Annotated in this window: 19 protein-coding genes; 10 read left to right on the top strand and 9 right to left on the bottom strand. The window is 40.1% G+C overall.

Going from position 1 to position 21303, the window contains the following annotated elements; translation table 11 throughout:
• Positions 1-6: 6 nt before the first annotated feature.
• Complete coding sequence (locus QQK06_RS09555) at positions 7-708, top strand: ABC transporter ATP-binding protein (RefSeq protein WP_284244434.1); 702 nt, start codon at positions 7-9, stop codon at positions 706-708.
• Positions 709-725: 17 nt separating this feature from the next.
• A complete protein-coding gene (locus tag QQK06_RS09550; protein ID WP_284244433.1) occupies positions 726-3140 on the top strand; it encodes an ABC transporter permease in 2415 nt (804 codons plus the stop codon).
• Here QQK06_RS09550 and QQK06_RS09545 read toward each other — a convergent pair.
• Complete coding sequence (locus QQK06_RS09545; protein ID WP_284244432.1) at positions 3123-3557, bottom strand: hypothetical protein; 435 nt, start codon at positions 3555-3557, stop codon at positions 3123-3125. The two genes, QQK06_RS09550 and QQK06_RS09545, sit on opposite strands and share 18 nt — an antisense overlap.
• Positions 3558-3610: 53 nt before the next feature.
• Positions 3611-5446: a M61 family metallopeptidase gene (locus QQK06_RS09540; RefSeq protein ID WP_284244431.1), complete on the bottom strand. Its 1836-nt coding sequence runs from the start codon at positions 5444-5446 to the stop codon at positions 3611-3613.
• Between the two features lie 217 nt (positions 5447-5663).
• Between QQK06_RS09540 and QQK06_RS09535 the strand changes: the two genes are divergently transcribed.
• Positions 5664-6422, top strand: coding sequence for an AraC family transcriptional regulator (locus QQK06_RS09535; RefSeq protein ID WP_284244430.1), 759 nt, complete (start codon positions 5664-5666; stop codon positions 6420-6422).
• Here the strand turns inward: QQK06_RS09535 and pip are convergent.
• On the bottom strand, positions 6411-7358 hold the full coding sequence (gene pip, locus QQK06_RS09530) for a prolyl aminopeptidase (protein ID WP_284244429.1): 948 nt from the start codon (positions 7356-7358) through the stop codon (positions 6411-6413). The genes QQK06_RS09535 and pip overlap by 12 nt on opposite strands.
• 247 nt (positions 7359-7605) lie before the next feature.
• On the opposite strand from pip, the gene QQK06_RS09525 reads away from it, so the two are divergent.
• Positions 7606-7995 carry a nuclear transport factor 2 family protein gene (locus tag QQK06_RS09525; RefSeq protein WP_284244428.1) on the top strand — a complete coding sequence of 130 codons (390 nt, stop codon included), beginning with the start codon at positions 7606-7608 and terminating at the stop codon, positions 7993-7995.
• Positions 7996-8030: 35 nt separating this feature from the next.
• Here the strand turns inward: QQK06_RS09525 and QQK06_RS09520 are convergent, their stop codons facing one another.
• Positions 8031-8240: a cysteine-rich CWC family protein gene (locus tag QQK06_RS09520; protein WP_284244427.1), complete on the bottom strand. Its 210-nt coding sequence runs from the start codon at positions 8238-8240 to the stop codon at positions 8031-8033.
• 2 nt (positions 8241-8242) lie between these two features.
• Complete coding sequence (locus QQK06_RS09515; RefSeq protein ID WP_284244426.1) at positions 8243-8374, bottom strand: hypothetical protein; 132 nt, start codon at positions 8372-8374, stop codon at positions 8243-8245.
• 254 nt (positions 8375-8628) lie between these two features.
• On the opposite strand from QQK06_RS09515, the gene QQK06_RS09510 reads away from it, so the two are divergent.
• Positions 8629-9036: a GNAT family N-acetyltransferase gene (locus tag QQK06_RS09510; protein ID WP_284244425.1), complete on the top strand. Its 408-nt coding sequence runs from the start codon at positions 8629-8631 to the stop codon at positions 9034-9036.
• A gap of 478 nt (positions 9037-9514) precedes the next feature.
• A complete protein-coding gene (locus QQK06_RS09505; RefSeq protein ID WP_284244424.1) occupies positions 9515-13546 on the top strand; it encodes an ExeM/NucH family extracellular endonuclease in 4032 nt (1343 codons plus the stop codon).
• 91 nt (positions 13547-13637) lie between these two features.
• Here QQK06_RS09505 and QQK06_RS09500 read toward each other — a convergent pair whose 3' ends face one another.
• Positions 13638-13769 (bottom strand): hypothetical protein, encoded by a 132-nt coding sequence (locus tag QQK06_RS09500; protein WP_284244423.1) that lies wholly within the window; start codon positions 13767-13769, stop codon positions 13638-13640.
• A gap of 25 nt (positions 13770-13794) precedes the next feature.
• Positions 13795-14541: a TIGR00266 family protein gene (locus tag QQK06_RS09495; protein ID WP_284244422.1), complete on the bottom strand. Its 747-nt coding sequence runs from the start codon at positions 14539-14541 to the stop codon at positions 13795-13797.
• A gap of 280 nt (positions 14542-14821) precedes the next feature.
• On the opposite strand from QQK06_RS09495, the gene QQK06_RS09490 reads away from it, so the two are divergent.
• Both QQK06_RS09490 and QQK06_RS09485 read left to right on the top strand, forming a co-directional pair.
• A complete protein-coding gene (locus QQK06_RS09490) occupies positions 14822-15454 on the top strand; it encodes a thiol:disulfide interchange protein DsbA/DsbL (protein WP_284244421.1) in 633 nt (210 codons plus the stop codon).
• A 138-nt stretch (positions 15455-15592) separates the two neighbouring features.
• On the top strand, positions 15593-16393 hold the full coding sequence (locus QQK06_RS09485) for a substrate-binding periplasmic protein (RefSeq protein ID WP_284244420.1): 801 nt from the start codon (positions 15593-15595) through the stop codon (positions 16391-16393).
• On the opposite strand, the gene QQK06_RS09480 is transcribed toward QQK06_RS09485, so the two are convergent.
• A complete protein-coding gene (locus QQK06_RS09480; RefSeq protein ID WP_284244419.1) occupies positions 16390-16866 on the bottom strand; it encodes an acyl-CoA thioesterase in 477 nt (158 codons plus the stop codon). The two genes, QQK06_RS09485 and QQK06_RS09480, sit on opposite strands and share 4 nt — an antisense overlap.
• Before the next feature lie 172 nt (positions 16867-17038).
• Between QQK06_RS09480 and QQK06_RS09475 the strand changes: the two genes are divergently transcribed.
• Positions 17039-19423 (top strand): DUF748 domain-containing protein, encoded by a 2385-nt coding sequence (locus QQK06_RS09475; protein WP_284244418.1) that lies wholly within the window; start codon positions 17039-17041, stop codon positions 19421-19423.
• Positions 19424-19437: 14 nt separating this feature from the next.
• The gene (locus QQK06_RS09470) at positions 19438-19890 is read left to right on the top strand and encodes a YaiI/YqxD family protein (RefSeq protein ID WP_284244417.1); all 453 of its coding nucleotides are present in this window, start codon (positions 19438-19440) and stop codon (positions 19888-19890) included.
• 18 nt (positions 19891-19908) lie between these two features.
• Here QQK06_RS09470 and QQK06_RS09465 read toward each other — a convergent pair whose 3' ends face one another.
• Positions 19909-21285 carry a DEAD/DEAH box helicase gene (locus tag QQK06_RS09465; protein ID WP_284244416.1) on the bottom strand — a complete coding sequence of 459 codons (1377 nt, stop codon included), beginning with the start codon at positions 21283-21285 and terminating at the stop codon, positions 19909-19911.
• Positions 21286-21303 lie beyond the last annotated feature (18 nt).

Here is a 21303-nt window from a genome sequence, read left to right as displayed (position 1 = left end):
TAAGCAATGACTGAAATAGTAAAACTGGCTAATATTGAAAAAATATTTGAAACCGAAGAGCTAGAAACTCACGCGTTAAAGTCGATTAATCTGGTGATTAATCAAGGGGATTATGTCGCTATTTCAGGGCCATCAGGCTGCGGAAAATCGACTTTATTGTCCTTAATCGGTTTATTAGATATGCCATCAACCGGACAATATTGGCTTGATGGTAAAAATGTCGCCGAGCTTTCTTTAGATCAAGCGGCAGAAATCAGAAGTAGTAAAATTGGTTTTATTTTTCAGTCATTTAATCTTATAGATGAACTCAGTATTTTTGATAATGTCGCCTTACCATTGAGATACCATCAGAACAAATTTTCCGCGGCAGAAATTCAGCAAAAAGTCAGTAGCTGCCTGGAAAAGGTAGCATTAAGCCACAGAGCGCAACATAAACCAAACCAATTATCTGGCGGACAGCAACAAAGGGTTGCCATCGCCCGAGCGTTAGTCGCCGATCCGGCGATTATCCTCGCTGATGAACCAACCGGTAATTTAGATTCTCACTCCGGCGATAAGATCATGACCTTACTATCACAACTGCATCAACAGGGAACCACTATCTGTATGGTCACTCACGATCCGAGATATGCTGATATGGCAAACTCTCAGATCCAATTACTTGATGGCATGATATTAAGCACGCCAGCTATCTCCACCGTCGCCTAAACACTGGAATTTCCTTTATGCACTTATTTATCTACCAATTAAAGCAGGCGCTTTTAAGTTTAAGGCTAAGACCAAATTTTGTCTTTAGCATAGTGATAACTATGGGCTTAACCTTAGGCGCTTTACTATTTGTTGCGACATTAGCCTATGTCATGCTCATTAAGCCTTTACCCTATCCTGAACAGGAAAAATTGTTCACCCTGACTCATCAGCTAGTCGATGAAGATAACAATATTGACGGTTACGCCTTTACCTACCCAAACTTAATGCACTTATATCAGCACCAACAAGTATTTAGTGAACAGGCGTTACTATATATCGACGGCGCAGTGATCACCTCACTAACAAATAACCCGATGATGCACATCAGTTACGTCACCCCAGAGTGGTTCACTATGCTAGACGCGCCGATGGCAGTTGGACGACGCTTTCAACAAAGTGAAAAACTAGGTAGTTATCATCCGGTTGCCATTATCGATTATCAAACCTGGCAACGAGAATTTAATGGCGATGCTGATATACTGAATAAGAAAATTGATTTTGGCGATAAAAGTTTTGCCATTGTCGGTGTACTCGCGCAATCACATCATAAACTATCATTAGCCAGCCCTAGTTTTAAATCCCATATCTATATTCCTTGGGATTTTAATACCGTTAGTGAGCGTAATCGAAAAAAATGGGGTAATGACGATAGTGGATTAATGTACCTTGCCAAGGCTAGCCAGCACACCATGGAAAACTTGAGTGATAGCCAAATTGGCATGCAACTCACGCAACTGATTAATGAAAACTGGCAACAACAGGTGCAAGAAATTGCCTTTTTTAAAGATTGGCGCATTAATATTGTCGCAAGCCCATTAAACGAGCATATTATCGCCGACAGTAAGAATAGCCTTTACTTATTAATTATTGGCGCAATTGGGCTCTTACTTATCGCCTGCGCTAACATTGCTAATTTATTTATCTCACGCTTTGCCGAACGCCAACATCAGCTTGCTATTTGCGCCGCTATAGGCGCCAATCGAAAACAATTATTTACCACGTTAGTAGCGGAAATCGGCGTATTAATGTTTGGCGCACTGGTTCTGGCTCAATCGATCGCTGCAATCGGATTTACCAGCGTTTCGCCATATTTACAGGATTATTTACCCCGAGTTTCTGAGCTAACACTCAATAGCTTTTCATACGCATTTTCCTTCTCTTTACTATGGATATTAGTCCTGGGCTTTTCTCTTATCGCTGTCAAAATGATCCGCTATCAAAACCTTAGTAGCTCAATGCAATCCAGTGGTAAAGGCAATAGCTTTCAGGTGTCTAATACCGTTCGAAAATTGTTAGTTATCAGCCAAATCACAGTAGCATCATGCTTAATTTTCATTAATATTTTGCTTTATAGTAACGCCCAGCAAGTGATTAATCAGCCATTAGGCTATCAACCAAGCAATAGTTATGCTGTAGTACTATCTCCGTACGCCAACGATAAAGCTCGTGCCGCACAAATGAATGAACTAAGAACAAAGCTTAGTGAGTCGGCAAAAATCGCCCGGGTGAGTCAGGCAATGCGCCCCTCTATTTTCGCTACTTTGGCATTAACTGCGGAAAAAACCAATCAACGATATACGGCAGCAGCAAAAGATATTGATGAGCATTATTTCCCATTAATTGAACAAGCCATTATTCAAGGAGAAAATTTTACCCGCAGACAAATTGATGAAGACGAAAAAGTTATTATCGTCAACGAAAGTTTCGCCAATAAATTAGCACCAGATGGTAATATCTTAGGCTTGCGCTTTGCCAGTAACCGTCAGGTTATTGGGGTAGTTAAAGATATCTATTTACCTGGAGACAATATCAAACAGGAACGTTTCTATTACCCCGTAAATAGAAGCCGAAATATGCTGTTGATCCGCATGGAACCTGGACAAACACTGACTAGAGCAGAATTATTGCAGCAACTGCAATCCGTCAATAAACAACTGAACATTTTCAGTTTTGCCACGCTAAATGAATACAATGAGCAGTTATTATTTCGCTCAACCGTGACCGCACAAGCCACCATTATTTTAACAATAATCACCTGCTTATTATCGGGGATTGGTTTATACGGCATTTTAAAATACACCAGTGAAATACGCCGTTTTGAAATCGCAACACGTATGGCTGTAGGTGCCAAAGGCAAAGATATTATTCGATTGATTTTTAATGAAAATTTACCAGCGATAGCAATAGGCTTTGCCATTTCATTAATGATACTCGGGGCTATTTATCTTAACTTTAACCAAGTATTAACCAGCTATAGTCTGCTCGAGGGACTGATATCATTTGTCGGCACCAGCATCTTGATCACACTACTAACGCTATATGCCTGTTACTTGCCGTTAAGGCAATATATTAAACAGCCGGTTATTCTCAACTTAAGACATAGTGAATAAGCGCTTAAGCTTAGTAAACACTCCTGAAGAGTTCTGTTCAGGAGTGTTGTGATATTCAGTAGTAAATAACTTAAGTCGTAACGAATAAGTACCACCGTGATCCCAAGGCCACCACAAGGCGACAATAGTAGGCGAATCATGTTTGCCAGATAACGCTAATATTCGCTGGTGTTTACTGAGTTTTGTTAAACTGCCTAGTTGCTGCTTAAGCGGCTGAGGCATTTTTTTCCAACTCTTACCCTGCCACTCATCAGTTAAGGTTAGGCGAAGCTTATGTAATACTGGCTCCGCCTTATTTTGAGCAAATTCACTTAACATCGCATGATTGCGTTCATCATATGACCAGTTGATATTATCTCCTAACGACAACCTCAGAGATTCAGTCAATGCTTCAATTTGTTGTTGTGAAAATGCCACATTTTTTCCTTAAATAACTTACTCAGCATTGAGCTAGGTAAGCTGTCAGTTAATTATTCTTCGCTTTGTTCGCTATCAATGCCAATCCAGCTTTCTAAAAACTGTTGTTGTGTCTCAGTTATTTCATCCTCTGAAAGTTTGGCAACTTCTAACGTTGGGTTACTAATAAAGGTAATTTGTTTTTTCACCGTGTGGCCACGCTGAATATATTCAATTGTCGTGGTATCACCAGGCTTAAACTGCTCTAATGCTTTATCCCATAATTTTTGTGAGCGAATTTCCCGGCGACCTAGTTTAACTATCTCGTCCCCTTGTTCAATACCTGCTTGATACAATGGACTGTTAACTAAAATTCGATTGCTGACGATCGCCGCTTTGCCATCAAAGTGTAAAGATAGCTTACCTAAATAAGCACTGTCACTGTCCTTTTGCTCTAATGTTAACCCTGCAGGTGCTAATAATGCCGCATAATCTGCTTGAGTTTGGCCATAAACATGCTGATCAAAAAACTTATCAACAAAACGTTGATCGCCTGTCACTTTTACCAGCGTATTTTTAATATCTTCTCGGCTATATGGTGTTTCAGATTTACCAAAATCTAACCACATTTGACGCATAAAATCATCGAGTGACTTACCGGGGAACTGAGCTCGAATCGATAAATCCAGCGCTAAGCCGACAGCTCGACCATAGGTATAATAACTGAAGAAGATGTTTTTATAATTGGTTTTATCAATTGAGACCCCGGCATCAGTAAAAGTTGCAAACTGACTCGCCCCTTCAGGCGTTTTATATAACCGACCGCGCATGTTATAGGCCTGATTAACTACGGCCGCAATATCATCTAAATATTCACTATGATCTTTTTCATTCGCGCGACGAATAAACAAATTCGTATAATAAGTAGTAAAACCTTCCGCCAACCATAAACTTGGCGTCATATTGGCGCTCATAAAATTAAATGGTTCAAGCTCTTTCGGACGAATACGCTCGACATTCCAAGAGTGAAAAAACTCATGGGACAAGGTTCCCAATTGCTTATACTCCCCTTCATCCAATGACTCGTGATGTGTCAGTATGGTGGAGTTTCTATGTTCCATACCATCGCGACTAACATGCGGCAGATAACAGGCAATAAAAGTATATTCACCATAGTCAAACTTAGGTAATTCACCGAATACTTTAACTTGCTCAGCAACAACCGCTTTCGCCATTTCTGTATATTTATCTAAGTCTTGCTCGATACCGTCATGATGAACAGCAAGATTAATGGTTTGTGTGCGACCGCCCGATGTTACCTGCCATGAGCGAACCTGATGATCGCTTAGCTCAGTTGGACTATCAAAAAAATAATCTAAATTGGGAGCGGTAAAGCGATATTTACTCTTATTGTTGGCTTTCGGCATTTGCGTGGCGACTTTCCAGTTTGGCGCAAATGGGCGAAACTCAACATCAATGGCCCTATTTTCATGACCTGTCGCCCAGATAAAGGTTGCAGGCATATTTAAATGAGCATGAGTACGATCAATTTGCGAATAAGTACCATCGGCCCGATCAGCAAATAAAGTATAAGTAACGGTGACTTCACCATCATGATTGGCAATATGCCACTGATAAGGAGTTGCCCGTGTGACCGTTAAAGGTTGGCCAACACTATTAACCGCTGAAACATTATAGACGTTCTTAGCAAACTCGTGCATCGCATAGCGTCCGGGTGATGAGCGGCTCATCTGTACTTCCAGTACTTGATTTTCAATACCGGTAAATGTCGCTGAAACTCTCGCTTCATGGTGCACGGCATTATCAAACGACACTTGATAACTTGTCTCTCCATCAGCAAAAGCAAGCGTGCTTAATAACAGCCAGCTGAGCGTCAATAGTTTTCTCATCTTATTTCCCTAACCTATGATTAATTTATGATAATGGTGACAAGTTTAATTATTATTGCATACAAAATACAATTATTTTATTGTTAAAATATTTATCATTTACTATCTTATAACAGTTAACGAACAAAGGTAACCAAGTAATATTCTTGCTATTTTGCCATTTCTAGCCAACAATTTATGTCATGAATTAGCACTTTAATTAATAAAGATAGAGTTAATGACAAACGATATTAATACAGAGCTCCCTACACCAATTGCGGTAGTGCATCGAAAAATACCGATATTAGCCGGAGTTAATCAATATCAATCGCCGTTTACTCAAGTGATCTATGTCAAATCTGGCGTGTTATCTATTATTACTGACTCCGGGCGCCACTTTGTCCCACCGACGCAGGCGATAGCGATTCCCGCACAACTTTCACATGAATTGTTAGCTAAAACAGAGGTTGAATTAACCTTGTTGTCGTTTGAATCTAAGCCAGCCGAGATCTTGCCTGACGAGATAAAGGTTTTATCGATTTCCACTTTTTTAAAACACTTATTAGATGAATGTCAGAGCATAGATAAACACTATCTCTGGCACGAAACACCAGGCAGACTGCTGCGATTGATTCGTGATTATCTTGCCTGCGCACCGAGTTTAGATATTTTTTTACCTTACCCAAAAGATCCACGACTGACTAATATCACCGAGAAATTACTGAAACACCCATCGTTAAAAAGTGACCTCATCTCTTGGGGTAAATTTGTTAATGCCTCATCGCGGACCTTAACCAGAATCTTTAAAAAAGAAACCGGCATCACCTATAGTGAATGGCGACAGCGGCTGAACATTCAGATTGCAATTAAACATTTAGCCGTTGGCGATAGTATTAGTCATATCGCCAAATTACTCGGCTATGAGTCAAGCTCCGCTTTTATCTATATGTTTAAAAAGCAAATGGGAATATCACCTAATCAATTTTTAAAGAGTTAACATCTTATTAGTAGCGTTAATTAAATGATGGGTAGTTTCCGGCTCAATAGAGGCATGACCCGCAGTTTTACTGATCACTAACTGAGACTTAGGCAATGCCTGATGCAATAACCAAGCATTATCAAATGGACAAACAATATCGTATCGTCCATGAACAATAATCATTGGAATTTCTGTAATTTTTTCACAATTAGCCAAAATCTGATTATCTGTTAAAAAGCAGTCATGCACCATAAAGTGCGCTTCATGACGAGACAAAGTCCAGCTACTATCATCATCTGTTGCCCCAGCCAAAAATTCTTCGTTCGGCTCTAAGGTACAACAACGAATTTCCCAATTTGCCCAAGCGTTGGCGATTTTTTTCGCCAACGCTTTATCATCACCTGTCATAATGTCATAAGCTGCTTTAATACTCTGTTGACTTTCCCCATCAGGAAAACAGGCCAAATACTCATGCCAATAATCGGCAAAAATACGAGTGCCGCCGCCACCTTCAAATGTCCATTGTGTATCCTGTGGACGTCCTAAAAATATTCCCCTCAGTACCAGACTCAATACAGATTGCGGATGGCTTTGAGCATAAACTAACGCTAAGGTTGAACCCCATGAACCACCAAAGACATGCCAGCTTTCTATACTTAGGTGATGGCGAATCTTTTCAATATCAGCCACTAAAAAACTAGTTTCATTGTCCGTTAAACTACCAAAAGGTTTAGAGCGACCACAGCCCCTTTGATCAAACAAGACAATGCGGTATTTTTCCGGATCAAAGAATCGGCGATCTTTCGTAGAACAACCCGCCCCTGGGCCGCCGTGTATAAACAAAACCGGTTGACCTTGAGGGTTACCACACTGCTCAACATACAGCTGATGAGTTGCGTCAACGGCTAATAACTCAGACTGATAAGGTTCAATTTCAGGAAATAACTGCTGCATTTTGTCCTCTGTGTAAAACATAATAGATAACATTGATTATGCTGATTTGTATTAAGAAAGTCGATTAAACATCATTGCTATTAGCAATGAGTTATCAGTTTTAACATCATAATTTGTCACACTTTATAGATTCAGTTTCCCCAACAAACCTAGAAGAACTATGCTAATGTCTGGTAATTAGCAAGGACTTCAGGAATAGATGATGAGAATTTTCACTCTCTTATGCGCTTTATTAAGCGTTAGCGCGATGGCTCAAACTCAATATTTTGGTGACAAATCACAAAGAGCTGCCGTTGAACAAGCCGTTAATTACTATTTAGAAGGCAGCCTACTCGGAGATCCGAAAGTAATTGCTCAAGCCTTTCATCCAAATGCCAAAGTACAAGGCATCAGAGATGGGCAACATAAAGTCTATGATATGAAAACATTTTTAGGCTTTTTCAGTACCGACAAACCAAGGAAACATACCACTAAAATAGTTTCCGTGGATATTGAAAACAATGCGGCTTCTGTTCGAGCAGAATGGGATATGGGTAGTTGGAAATATGTCGATTATCTATCGTTATTAAAGCAAAACGAGCAATGGAAAATCGTCAATAAAATCTATACCGTTGTGCAAAAGGATCAGAAAAAATAGCTTCAATGGAGAGTTACTCGAGCGGATAACCCTCATTAACGTACTTCTTTAATATTATTCAGGTTAAACTTTTTCAGACAGGCCTGACAAATACAACTTTTCTTTTGCAATTGCTTTGGAACCTGAGCAAGCAGCTTTGCTGGCATTTTGCTTTTTGTGCACCAGCAAGGCTCAGCATTATTTACACCACAATGATTTTGCTGCTGACATAAAGGACAGATACTGCTATCGATTGAAGCTGGCATGGTTAAACCGCCATCACAGCATCACGCACGATTAATGGCGGTTGGAACAGGTGTTGAATTGCTAATTTTTTTTGCTGATAAATATCTTTTATCGACACTTTCGCCAGTTCAGATACTTGATAAATAGTTGCCATATTTTCCTTACGACCAACAACTGATAAAATTACGACTCAGCTTAAATTATATGCTTATTTAGTTGCCGCTAGCCTACCATAATTAATTCGCTTTAAAAATTATTCAGTTAAGCACTAAGCTTGCTCGCCGCTACCTCAGAGTTTGAGTAATTTCTTGCGTCAGCTGACTTGAAAGCGGATAAATCTAACTTTGCTGGTACAATGAGCAAAGCATTACTAATCATCGGCAGGCATTATACTTGTATCGAGCAATTATGAAAATTCAGAAAATTACATGGCAACAAGCGCTTCCAGTTAGGCATTGTGTATTATGGCCAACAAAGCCTCTCTCATTTTGTAAAATTACTTCTGATGAAACTGCAGATCACTACGGTGCATTTATTAATGATAAATTGGTCTGCGTCGCTTCAATTTACATTGATGGCGATAATGCCCGGTTAAGAAAATTTGCCACCTTACCTGCATTCCAAAGTCGCGGTGTCGGCAGTAAAGTTATTGAACATATTGTTTCAGAGTTGAAAAAGTTAAAGATTAGTTACTTCTGGTGCGATGCACGAACAACTGCGTTAACATTTTATCAAAAATTTGGCCTTGATGTTCAAGGCCCTGAGTTTACAAAATCGGGCCTGCCGTATTATAAAATGGCAGTTCGATGGCACTGAATAAGTAAAGATAATCCCTTTTGATTTTTGCAGATTACACCAGGAGAGAAATTACAGCGAGTCACATTAATACTCAGCTTGGGTTCTTTCGCTACTCGTTTCCACAATCACCTTTATTTATAAGCCTTAAATTGGCAAGACTCACCTCTAGCTCATTATTTTTTCATCCCAAATCAAAAGTTGACCCTATGGTTAAATTATGATTTTCACAATTATTTGATAACCTGTTCACTCAATATACTTATTTTTTAATCAATCTATTGAGTAAGTTAAAGTGATTTTATTACTCCATCTAAACATTACAACTAGAGCATTAATTGACCATATGGTTATATTGTGGCATTTTACCCATGTTATAAAGATGTAACTAAATAATAATAAGCAGCAAACAAATTTTTACAATAATCCTTCTTTTCATCAAAACGTCATGCTTTGGTGTAAGAATTTCTTGCGACAAAAATAGGTAAGGAAAATTATAATGGAAGTCAAACCACTAGTACTTCTAGCCTCTCTCTGTGCTTTACACGCACAAGCGGACGAGGTCACTAATGCTTGCTACAACTGTCCTCCTCTAGACAGAGTGGCTGATGCAACTAATTTTGATGATTCAAGCTATTATGCAGATGCCTTAGTAGCGATTTCAAACAATCAATCTGCGGCAGATGTTAAAGCCAAAATCACTGCCAGTATTAGTCAAAACCACAAAACACTAACATATTCAGAAGTCTGGACGGCATTAACCCAGACAGATGAAGACCCAGCTAATACTGATAACGTTATTTTACTCTACAAGGGGACTTCAATTCCTAAAATGTCAAATGGCAGCGGTACCCAAAGTAGTGATCCAGATAACTGGAACCGTGAACATGTTTGGGCAAAAAGTCATGGGTTTTCTAGCTCTAGCAACGAAGCATATACTGATATTCACCACCTAAGACCCACTGATATTTCAGTGAACTCTTCACGGGGCAATTTAGACTTTGATAACAGTGACTCTCCATTATCAGAAGCACCTAGCAATAGCGTTGATAGCGACTCATTTGAGCCAAGAAATGCTGTAAAAGGTGATGTAGCACGTATGGTGTTCTATATGGACACTCGCTATGAGGGGTTAGGTGATATAACACCTGATCTACAAGTACTTGACCGTTTAACTACTAACGGTGAAGCAGCATTAGGTCGTTTGTGCCGTTTATTAGAATGGCATGCTAATGATCCTGTTGATGCAACGGAAATAGAAAGAAACAATCGCATTTATGAATTTCAAGGTAACCGTAATCCGTTTATCGACCACCCAGAGTGGGTAAACGTGTTATACAGCGCACCAGCATGTAGCGGCGATGGTGATACCGGTGGTGGCGACACTGGCGGCGGTGATACTGGTGGTGATACCGGAGGCGGCGACGGTGGTACTTCAGCAACCAGCATGATGATTTCAGGCATAATCGATGGCCCATTATCAGGCGGCATCCCAAAAGCTGTTGAGTTATACATCACTAGCGATATTGCTGATCTAAGTAACTGTGGTATTGGTTCTGCCAATAATGGTGGCGGCACTGACGGACAAGAGTTTACCTTCCCAGCAGAATCTGCAGCAGCCGGTACGCACATTTATGTGGCATCCGAATCAACAGGTTTTACAGCATTTTTTGGCTTTGCACCTGACTATATCTCGGGGGCTGCAAATGTAAATGGTGATGATGCGATTGAACTTTTTTGTAATGGCAAAATCGTTGATACCTTTGGTGATATTAATACCGACGGCAGCGGCCAGCCATGGGAGTACATGGACGGCTGGGCTTATCGTAACGACAATACTGCCGCAGCCGGCACTGAATTTAACATAGCTGACTGGACATTTAGTGGCAAAAACGCCCTTGATGGCCAATCAAATAACGATAGCGCGGAAACTCCCTTTCCAAGCAAACGCTTTACGGTTGGCGAACCATTAATTATTACCGGTATTTTCGATGGTCCGCTATCAGGCGGTACACCAAAAGCGATTGAGCTATATGTACCATTTGGTATAACTGACTTAAGTGCTTGTGGTATTGGTTCGGCGAATAACGGCGGTGGTACTGATGGCGAAGAATTTACCTTCCCAGCCGATGCAGTCAGTGCTGGTAGCTATATCTATATTGCCACTGAAACAGCTGGTTTTGAAAGCTTCTTTGGTTTTGCCCCTAGCTATACTCACGGTGCAGCTGCGGTAAACGGCGATGATGCCATTGAACTATTCTGTAATGGCCAAGTAATCGATACTTTTGGTGACATTAATAAAGACGGTACAGGCCAGTCATGGGAATACAAAGATGGTTGGGCTTACAGAAACTCAGGCACAACGACTGATGGCACTCATTTTGACATTAACCATTGGACATTTAGTGGTAAAGACAGCAATGATGGCGAATCAACCAATGATACTGCAGATAAACCATTTCCTTTAGCGACATTTGCTGCAGGTAATGATAATGAAGAGCCACCAGTAAGTGCGCTCGGCCAATGTTATGATCACGCGACACTCATTAGTGCAATTCAGGGTGAAACCAATACATCACCATTAGTTGATCAAACTCATGTGGTTGAAGGTGTAGTTAGCGCGGTATTCCCTGATCTTAAAGGCTTCTTCATCCAAGAAGAGCTAGTTGATCAAGACGATAACCCTTTGACTTCTGAAGGCCTGTTTGTTTATAACAATCAGAACACAGTAACGCCAACTGTTGGTGATGTTGTGCGTGTTATCGGTAATGTCGCTGAGCACTACGATAATACCCAAATAAGCGCTAATGAAGACTTACTCAATTGTGCCACAGATTCTTTAGTTGCTACACCCGTGACTTTACCTTTAGCATCACAATATGCTTTAGAAGCAGTTGAAGGCATGTTAGTAAGCTTTGAACAAACGTTAACTGTGGTAGATAACTATAGCTTAAGCCGTTATGGTGAAGTCACGGTTGCTAGCGAGCGTTTATATAACCCAACGCAAATTGCAACTCCGGGTGATGCAGCGAACCAGATTAAAGCAGAAAATGTTCTTAAGCAATTAGTAATTGATGATGGTCGCACCGTACAAAATGCTGATTCTGTGCCTTACCCGGCGCCGGAATTAAGCGCTGAAAACAGCTTACGTGTTGGCTCCCAAGTAACTAACCTTGAAGGTGTAATTAGCTACTCATATAGCAAATATCGTTTACAGCCAACCGTAGCGCCAAACTTTATTGATGCTAACCCGCGTACCTTTGCGCCTGAGCTAGCTAATGAAGGTGACTTAAAAATCGCCAGCTTTAACGTATTAAACTTTTTCAATGGTGACGGACAAGGAACGGGTTTCCCAACCTCTCGTGGTGCTGACACAGTTGAAGAGTTTATTCGTCAACGTGACAAGTTAATTAGCGCATTATTAGCGATGGATGCTGATGTTGTTGGCTTAATGGAACTTGAAAACGATGGCTTTGGTGAATTTAGTGCTATTCGAGATTTAGTTAATGGCTTAAATGACAATACAGCAGCGGGCCAATGGGCATTTGTTAACCTAAATGCAGAGCATGTCGGTACCGACAAAATAAGCTCAGGTATCATCTACCGTAGTGATAAAGTTGCCGAAGTCGGTATAGCAGCATTTACTACGACAGAACCATTTAATTACGGCAATCGTCCGCCGGTTGTACAAACTTTTGAAGACTTATCAAATGGTGATCAATTATCATTAGTAGTTACTCACTTACGTTCTAAAGGAAGTTGTAGTAAAGCGGAAGGTGATGACAAAGATCTTAATGACGGTCAAGGCTGTTGGAATGCGACACGGGTAACTGCAGTTAATACTCTATTAGCCTGGTTAAACACTCATCCAACAGGTATAGCGGAAGATGATTACATTATTTTAGGTGATATGAACGCTTATAGCATGGAAGATCCAATCAATGCCTATAAAACTGCTGGTCTGTCTCATTTAATGCAAGAGTTTCATGGCAACCAAACCCACTCATATATCTACCGCGGTGAATCAGGTAGCCTAGATCATGCTTTTGCTTCTTCCAATATGCGTAAGAAAGTGATAGCTATCACCGACTGGCACATTAATGCCGATGAACCACCCGCACTAGATTACAACATGGAATATAAGTCTGACTACCAATTAGCGAACTTGTATGCCGATAATGCTTATCGTACTTCTGATCACGATCCTATTGTCATTGCACTTGATACTTATCAAGAGTTCGATGTTAACTGGGATAATTTATCAGGCAATCCAGGTTGGAGAACATACAGCTTTGATTTACCAGCGGGTATGAAAGTATTAGAAATCACGAGCCAAAACGGTAGCGGCGACGTGCAGTTGTTTGTTGAACATAATAAAAAACCGACTTATGGTCATTTTGATTGTAAATCGACCGAGGCCGGCACAAAACAAGCTTGCTCATTTGATAACCCTACGGCTGGTACCTGGTATATTCGTATCCGTGGTGGACGTTACAACAATGTTGATATGAAAGCTTATTATCACAACTAAAAACGTAACAATTAGATAACCCCATTAGCTTTATCGCTGATTAATTAAAAGCCGCCACAATATTGTGGCGGCTTTTCAATTTAATCAAAGATTACTTCACTGGTAAGAAGGTTATACGGGCACCTAAAGTCCAACGTGCTTCATAAACGTTTTGAAATGCTTTTTGTTTGTCAAACTCAATATAGGTTTGCTGGCATTCTTCGGTAATGTTAGAACCTTTCACATAAGAGCTAATGTTCTCATTCCAGTTATTCCCCTTGATTGCTCCCCCCTAGCCTAGGTGCATGTTGAATTATGCGATCAGCTAATCGTGAGAAAGGCAAACTCTGGATCCACACTTTGCCATACCCAGAAAGTGTCGCCATAAAGAACCCTTCACCACCAAAAAACATACTTTTCAGCCCCTTGGTCATTTCAATGCTGTAATCAATGCCATCGCTAAATGCCACCAAACAACCAGTATCTAATCGTAAGGTTTCACCATTAAGTTCTTTTTCAATCACTGTGCCGCCAGCATGAACGAATGCCATACCATCTCCTGATAAATGCTGAAGTATAAAACCTTCACCACCAAAAAAACCACTGCCTAAGCGACGGTTAAACGCTATATCTACTTTTGTACCTCGCGCAGCACATAAAAAAGAATCTTTTTGACAGATAACACTGCCACCCATTGTCGCTAAATCAATGGCAATAACAGAGCCAGGGAAAGGTGCAGCGAATGCAACCCGCCGCTTTTCCTGTGCGTGACAAGTAAAATGAGTTATAAACACTGACTCTCCGGTTAGTGCTCGCTTGCCCGCTGAAAACAGCTTACCCAGTACCCCTTGTTCGGCATCCGATCCGTCCCCCAATTTGGCCTCAAATTCGATACCATCTTCCATGTAATTCATCGCTCCTGCTTCAGCGATAACTGTTTCTCCCGGATCGAGTTCTATTTCCACCATCTGCATTGAGTGACCAACAATTTCATAATCAATTTCATGGCTTTGCATAACGACATCCTCTGTTTTTATCAAAATTGTTCATTCAAAATAGCATGAGACATATTTTTTTACATACTCAATTGCAACCAAATGACTAAAATACGGTCTATTAGATTGCCATAATAAAAATACCAATGAATGCCAATAATTAATTGTTATCGTATTAGTGCATCAGGGCGTGTTGTACTTAACTCATTCATTGCTATAAATAACTTTGCTGATATTACCTATTTATAGGAATAATGATATTATCAAACAAATCATCTGTTATTTTTAAAGAGTACAAAGTATGAAAAAACTATTGATTGCCTTTTTTGCTATCGTTTTACTGCCTATCACAGCACAAGCTGCAAAATTTGAAGAAGGCAAACATTACTCCGTAGTACCAGGACAAGCCACTAACACACCAGAAGTGAGAGAATACTTTTCTTATTATTGCCCTGCCTGCCGTGGTTTTGAACCCTACTTAGCTGACATAGCGAAAAGCCTGCCTGAAGGCACTGAATTAAATAAAACCCATGTCGATTTTATGGGCCATAGTTCACCAGAAATTCAGGGGATGTTAAGTACCGGTTTAGCGGTGGCAGAAAAAACCGGCCTGGCAAAAAAATTCAGCGCTGAAGCCTTTAGTTATTTACAAACTCAACGTAAATCTATCTCTGACCTCGAAGATGTAAAAAAAATCTACATCGCAGCAGGCGGTGACGGTGCCACTTTTGATAAAGGTGTAAAATCTTTTGCGATTCGCGGACAGGTAAAGCGCAATAAAAAAGTACAGGATAAATTATCTAAAGCCCGTTATATTGGCAGCGTGCCTGCATTTGTTGTCAACGGTAAATATGTAATTAATGCCAAAGAGCTAGATCGCAATAACTTTATGCAAGATTATAAAGATATTATTGCTTACTTATTAACTCTTTAAATAAGGCCTCACTCATACTGACAAGCACCAGTCATTATTCTATTCTGGTGCTTGTTTTATTAATAACACCGAAACTTCCACACCTCTCCAACTAATCGTTTATACTCAAGTAAACCGTAAGCTGAATTAAACGAGAACATGAGTTACTTAAAAGCTGGTTTATCATTACTCGTACTCTGCATAATAATGAGTACCACAAATGCTAAAGCATCCTCCTTTAAAGAGTGCCAGGTACCATTAACCTTATCATCCACCACAGACTGGTATCCCTACATTTATCAACAAAAAAATATCAGTTATGGTGTTGATGTTGAGTTATTACAACTTATTCTTGAACAAATGGACTGCCAATTAGAGATACTCCATTTTCCTGAAAGGCGTTCATTATTTGAATTAAGCTCAGGCAATTTTGATATTGCTTTAGGCGCCAGTCGCACTAAAGATCGCGAGCAGAAATTTCATTATTCTGTTGCTTACCGTAAAGAGCAAAACCGTTTTGTTTACCGAGCTAATGACAGCAAATTAACCAAGATAAATAGTTTACAAGGCATCATCGCAGCAAAAAAAATCATCGCGATTAACCTAGCCGGTTGGTATGGTGATGAAATAGAGCAAGCGAAATCCCTCTACAATGGCTTTATTTTTTCTGACACCGTAAATAAACGACTAAAAATGCTTTCGTATCAAAGGGTTGACCTGGTAATCGATGATGATATTGTCCTTTGCAGCGAAGTCGAACGCTCTTCTTTACCTAATTTAGCTCTACACCCACTGATTCTGTCAACCGCCAGTATTCATTTTATTTTCAATAAACAAACGGTTTCTTTAGACTTTATCAGACGATTCAATCAAATTTTAACCTCTATGAGAACATCTGGAGAGTTGGAAGCGTTATACCACCAACAGTTACCCGCTAGCTGTATTAACCCTATACCTTAATCAACAAATATCTGCATTTCCTGACCAATCTGCTTACGCATTTCCATTAATTTTTTTGCTGTATCATGCTGCTGTTTATCTTCATTCGTTTCTGGTATCCACTCAGGTACTGAAATTTTTTCACCATGCTCATCAACAGCCACCATAATAACGATACAGTGGGTCGTTAAGCGGCGATTTAATGATTTGGGATCACAAGCACTGACTTCAAGCGCAATATGCATTGAAGAGTTACCGGTTAGAATTACCTTGGCATTAACTTCCACTAAACTACCGACATGGATTGGAGCGACAAAACGAATACCCCCCGCATAAGCAGTAACACAATAGCGACCACTCCAGCCTGCGGCACATGCATAAGCAGCTAAATCAATCCATTTCATTACTGCGCCACCATGCACTTTACCACCAAAATTAACATCTTGCGGCTCAGCAAGAAATCTCAATGTCAGTTCCCGTTGTGGTTTAGCCATTTTCACCCCCAGTCTGTAATTACAGTCATACAACCTTATCATTGAACAAAATGCTTTTAACAACAGAAGTAATGTCATTAATTAATCATACAAAGCGATATTCAGCAGAGCATTAATTAGCTAAAATAAGACTTCATTAATGTATTATTTCCGACTATTAGACTTTAAGCCAATGAAACAGAAGTTTTTTTCCTTTTTTAAATACTTAGCCATCTTTTTACTTTCGCTTTATTTGCTAATTTGGCTTAGTTCACCAATGGTGATTCACTACTTAGTCACACAACAACTTAAGCCTTATAAGTTAACCTTGTCAGAACAATCGAGCATTCGCTATAACCCGTTTATTTCAGCTTTAAATATAAATAATCTCGCAATCAGCAAAGCGCAGGAAAAAGTGTTCGCTATTAAACGACTTAATTTGGAAGTGAACTTGTTACAGCTACTGTTTGATCGAATCTATATCAAATCATTTAGCATCGATGGTTTATCGACAGAAATAGCATTAATTGATGGCAAGCTTGAAATAGCTGGCATCGCCATTTCGGAAAGTACAGAAGAAAAGCAAACAGATACCAGTAAGCCAGCAAATAACTCCCCTTACCAATTCATTATGCCTGAGCTTGCACTCAAAGAAAGTGAATTGATATTTCGCGATGAACATCAGCAGAAAACATTAACCATTAGCTTGTTAACACTTAATGGCATAACAGCAACCGCTAACGCTCAGCAAGCCAATCTCGACTTGGCGCTAACAGTTGAGCAATCAAAAATAAATATGCAAACAACGCTTGCTGCCACAGAGGGTAAAATAAGTATTAACAATAAGCTGGCATTAACAAATTTTTCACTAGAACAGTTAACTCCCTGGTTACCTAAAGAGGTCAGCAAACTCGCCGGTAAGTTAGATTTGTCCGGCCAACAAAAAATAACTATTGCCCCAGATATAACTACAATAGAACTAACGGATACCAAACAAATCCTTAATAATTTACAGCTGAACAGTGCTGACATTCAGCTAAATACTGCGCAAGAGCTAATGACCAGTCCATCTCTAACCGTGACCTTGCTACCGCAACAACCTGTGACAATTGTTGGCACATTGCATACAGAAGTAAACGATATATCGATAAACACACAAAATGATAATAAACAGCTGTTATTTTCGCTTAAACAGCTTAATTCCGGCACAGTCACGCTGAGTCAACGTCAGCAAACTCCACTAATACATTTAGATCAGCTGATATTAAACGATGCAACTATTTCCAAAAACCTTAATGCCGAATTACCAGCTCTGAGCCAGTTTGCCCAACTGATCATCACAGATACTGAGTTGTCGCCGACAAGTATAAAAATTAATGATGTCAGCTTAGCGGGATTACAAGCCGATCTGATAATCGATCAGCAAAAAAATATGATCACGTTAGCGCCAATCAATAGTTTAAAGAATCAAGAGCAGGCAGCTAAGCCGCCAGAACAACCAGAACAACCAGAACAACCAGAACAACCGCCAGTAAACAATAATACGTTTGTTTTTAGTCTAACTAAGTTTTCTTTAATGGATGACGCCAATATTCGTTTTAAAGATAGCAGTGTCGAACCTGCTTATAATCGAAGTTTTACTATCAATGAACTAACCTTGGGGCCAATAGATACCGAACAAGCTGATTTAGTGAGTGAGTTATTCTTAAAAGGTAAGAGCAATAAATATGCTCACTATCAATTTAACGGCACAGCTACTCCATTTACCAAGGTGCCTGTTTATACGCTAAAAGGTCAGCTTAAAGAACTTAACCTGCCAGATATCTCAACTTATATAAAAGATGCTTTAAAATATGAAATCAAAAGTGGTCATCTCGATTTAACCATAGATGCCAAACTGAGTGGCGAAGATATTTCTGGTAATACCGATTTATTGCTACAAGGCATAGATTTAACGGCAGCAAATGATCATGAAGCAGACTCTCTCAGTGATCAAACCGCCATTCCCTTTTCTGCAGCCATTGGCATGCTTAAAGACAGTGACGGAAATGTGGAACTTAGCCTACCACTTTCAGGCAAAACCAGTGAGCCATCTTTTGGAACTTCCGGCTTTCTCAGTTTGATAATCAAGCAAGCTACCATGATGGCGGCTAAGGATTACCTGATCACTACTTTTGTCCCTTATGCGAACGTTGTCTCCGTAGCATTATCCGCCAGTAATCATCTACTGAAAGTACGCTTTAATGATTTACTCTTTAGCCCGAAACAAGTTGCAATTAGTGCCGAACAACAAAAATTCGTTACGCAATTTGCCAGCTTGATGAAAGATAAAAAGCAAACTAAATTCACCCTTTGTGCCATAGCAACACCAGCAGATATTGGCTTAGCTGCTGGTACTAAGGTCAGTACTAAAACCGACATTGAGCAGTTACACAGTATTTCACAAACACGCTTAGATAACTTTAAGCAACTGATGGTTGAGCAATATCAAATCGCCTCATCACGTTTATTATTATGTACTCCACAAATAGATACCGGCACTAAAGCTCAGCCTAGGCTGACATTCAACAGCCATTAATTAGGATCGCAGATATGAAAATTTGGGTTGATGCTGACGCTTGTCCGGTGGCAATTAAAGAAATTTTGTTTCGCGCTGCCGATAGAACGCAAACAGAAACAACACTCGTTGCCAACCATGCGATGCGTATTCCACCATCAAAGTATTTACACTTTGTTAGGGTAACAGCAGGTTTTGATGTTGCTGATAATGAGATTGTTAAACGCTGCCAAAAAGACGACTTAGTGATCACCAGCGATATCCCATTAGCTGCTGAAGTAATAGAGCAAGGAGCAACCGCTTTAAATCCAAGAGGTGAATTATACACTAAAAGTAATATTCGCCAACGGCTAAATATGCGAGACTTTATGGATACACTGAGATCCAGCGGTGTAGAAACAGGCGGCGTACCGCCACTAAATCAGGCGGATCGCCAAGCGTTTGCCAATAATCTCGATAAATGGTTAGCCAATCATCCTAGCGAGTAAATCAAAATCAAAGCGTAACTAAACAGCGGTAGTGCCTTTATTCACCCGTTTAACACGATTTGTTCGATTGGCCGCAGTTTTTGATTTATTGTTTTTTTCAGCCCAGTTTGTTTTACTTTTTTTAGCGGGTGGTTTGTGGCCTTTAGCAACATCTGCTGAACGTTGTCCATCCTGATGTTCTTGCTTTGGCGCTTTATTCTTTTTCGGCTTTTTAGCTTTCTTCGCTTTTAATGGTCGAATAGCTCGTGAGGCTGGTAACTCATTTGCAGGTATAAAGCCTGGCAGTTCCTTGCGCTCAATATGCTGTTGGATAACATATTCAATATCTTGTAATTGCTTATGCTCATCTGCACACACTAAAGATATTGCATGGCCAGTTTGACCAGCTCTGCCAGTGCGACCGATACGATGCACATAATCTTCGGCTACATTAGGTAATTCAAAATTTACCACTTGTGGGAGCTGATTAATATCTAAACCTCGTGCGGCAATATCAGTTGCAACGAGTACGCGGATTTCACCTGACTTAAAGTTTGCTAACGCCTTAGTGCGCGCTCCCTGACTCTTATTCCCATGAATCGCTGCGGCGTTAATTCCTTGGCCATCGAGATCTCGGGTTAAACGATTTGCGCCATGTTTTGTTCGGGTGAATACTAGTACCTGCTGCCAGTTATTTTCACTAATTAAATGGCTCAGTAGTTTAGACTTTTTCTTCTTATCACTTGGAATAACTAATTGCTCAATGGTAGTAGCAGTTGAGTTTTCCGGACTAACCGAAATTTCAATTGCCTGCTTAACCAAGCCTTTCGCTAAAGCACGAATATCAGGTGAAAATGTAGCTGAAAATAATAAGTTTTGTCGCTGCTGGGGCAACAAGGCAATGATCTTTTTAATATCACGAATGAATCCCATATCGAGCATACGATCTGCCTCATCCAAGACCAACATTTCTAGCTGCGAAAACTTAACCGCATTTTGCTGATGCAAATCGAGTAATCGACCAGGTGTTGCCACTAAGATATCAACACCTTGACGTAGCTTCATCATCTGAGGATTAATTTTTACTCCACCAAAAACTACGGTAGATTTGATTGCCAATTCGCTCGAATATGCTTCAACACTAGCACTAACTTGCGCCGCTAATTCTCGAGTTGGCGTTAACACTAATGCTCTCACATGATTAGCTTTTGCAGGTGTCCCTTGTGACAATAATTGCAACATAGGTAGGGTAAAGCCCGCCGTTTTTCCCGTTCCCGTTTGTGCTGCCGCCATCACGTCCTTGCCTGTTAATATAGCCGGGATTGCCTGAGCTTGAATAGCAGATGGAGTAGTGTAACCTTTCGCTTCAATCGCACGAAGAATAGGCTTAGATAAGGATAACGAGGAAAAACTCATAATGTGACTCAATATGTA

The sequence above is a fragment of the Thalassotalea insulae genome, from assembly GCF_030161395.1.
Taxonomy (GTDB): Bacteria; Pseudomonadota; Gammaproteobacteria; order Enterobacterales; family Alteromonadaceae; genus Thalassotalea_E; species Thalassotalea_E insulae.
The sequence above is the reverse complement of the archived record's forward strand: the minus strand, read 5'-3'. Positions and strand labels throughout refer to the sequence as shown.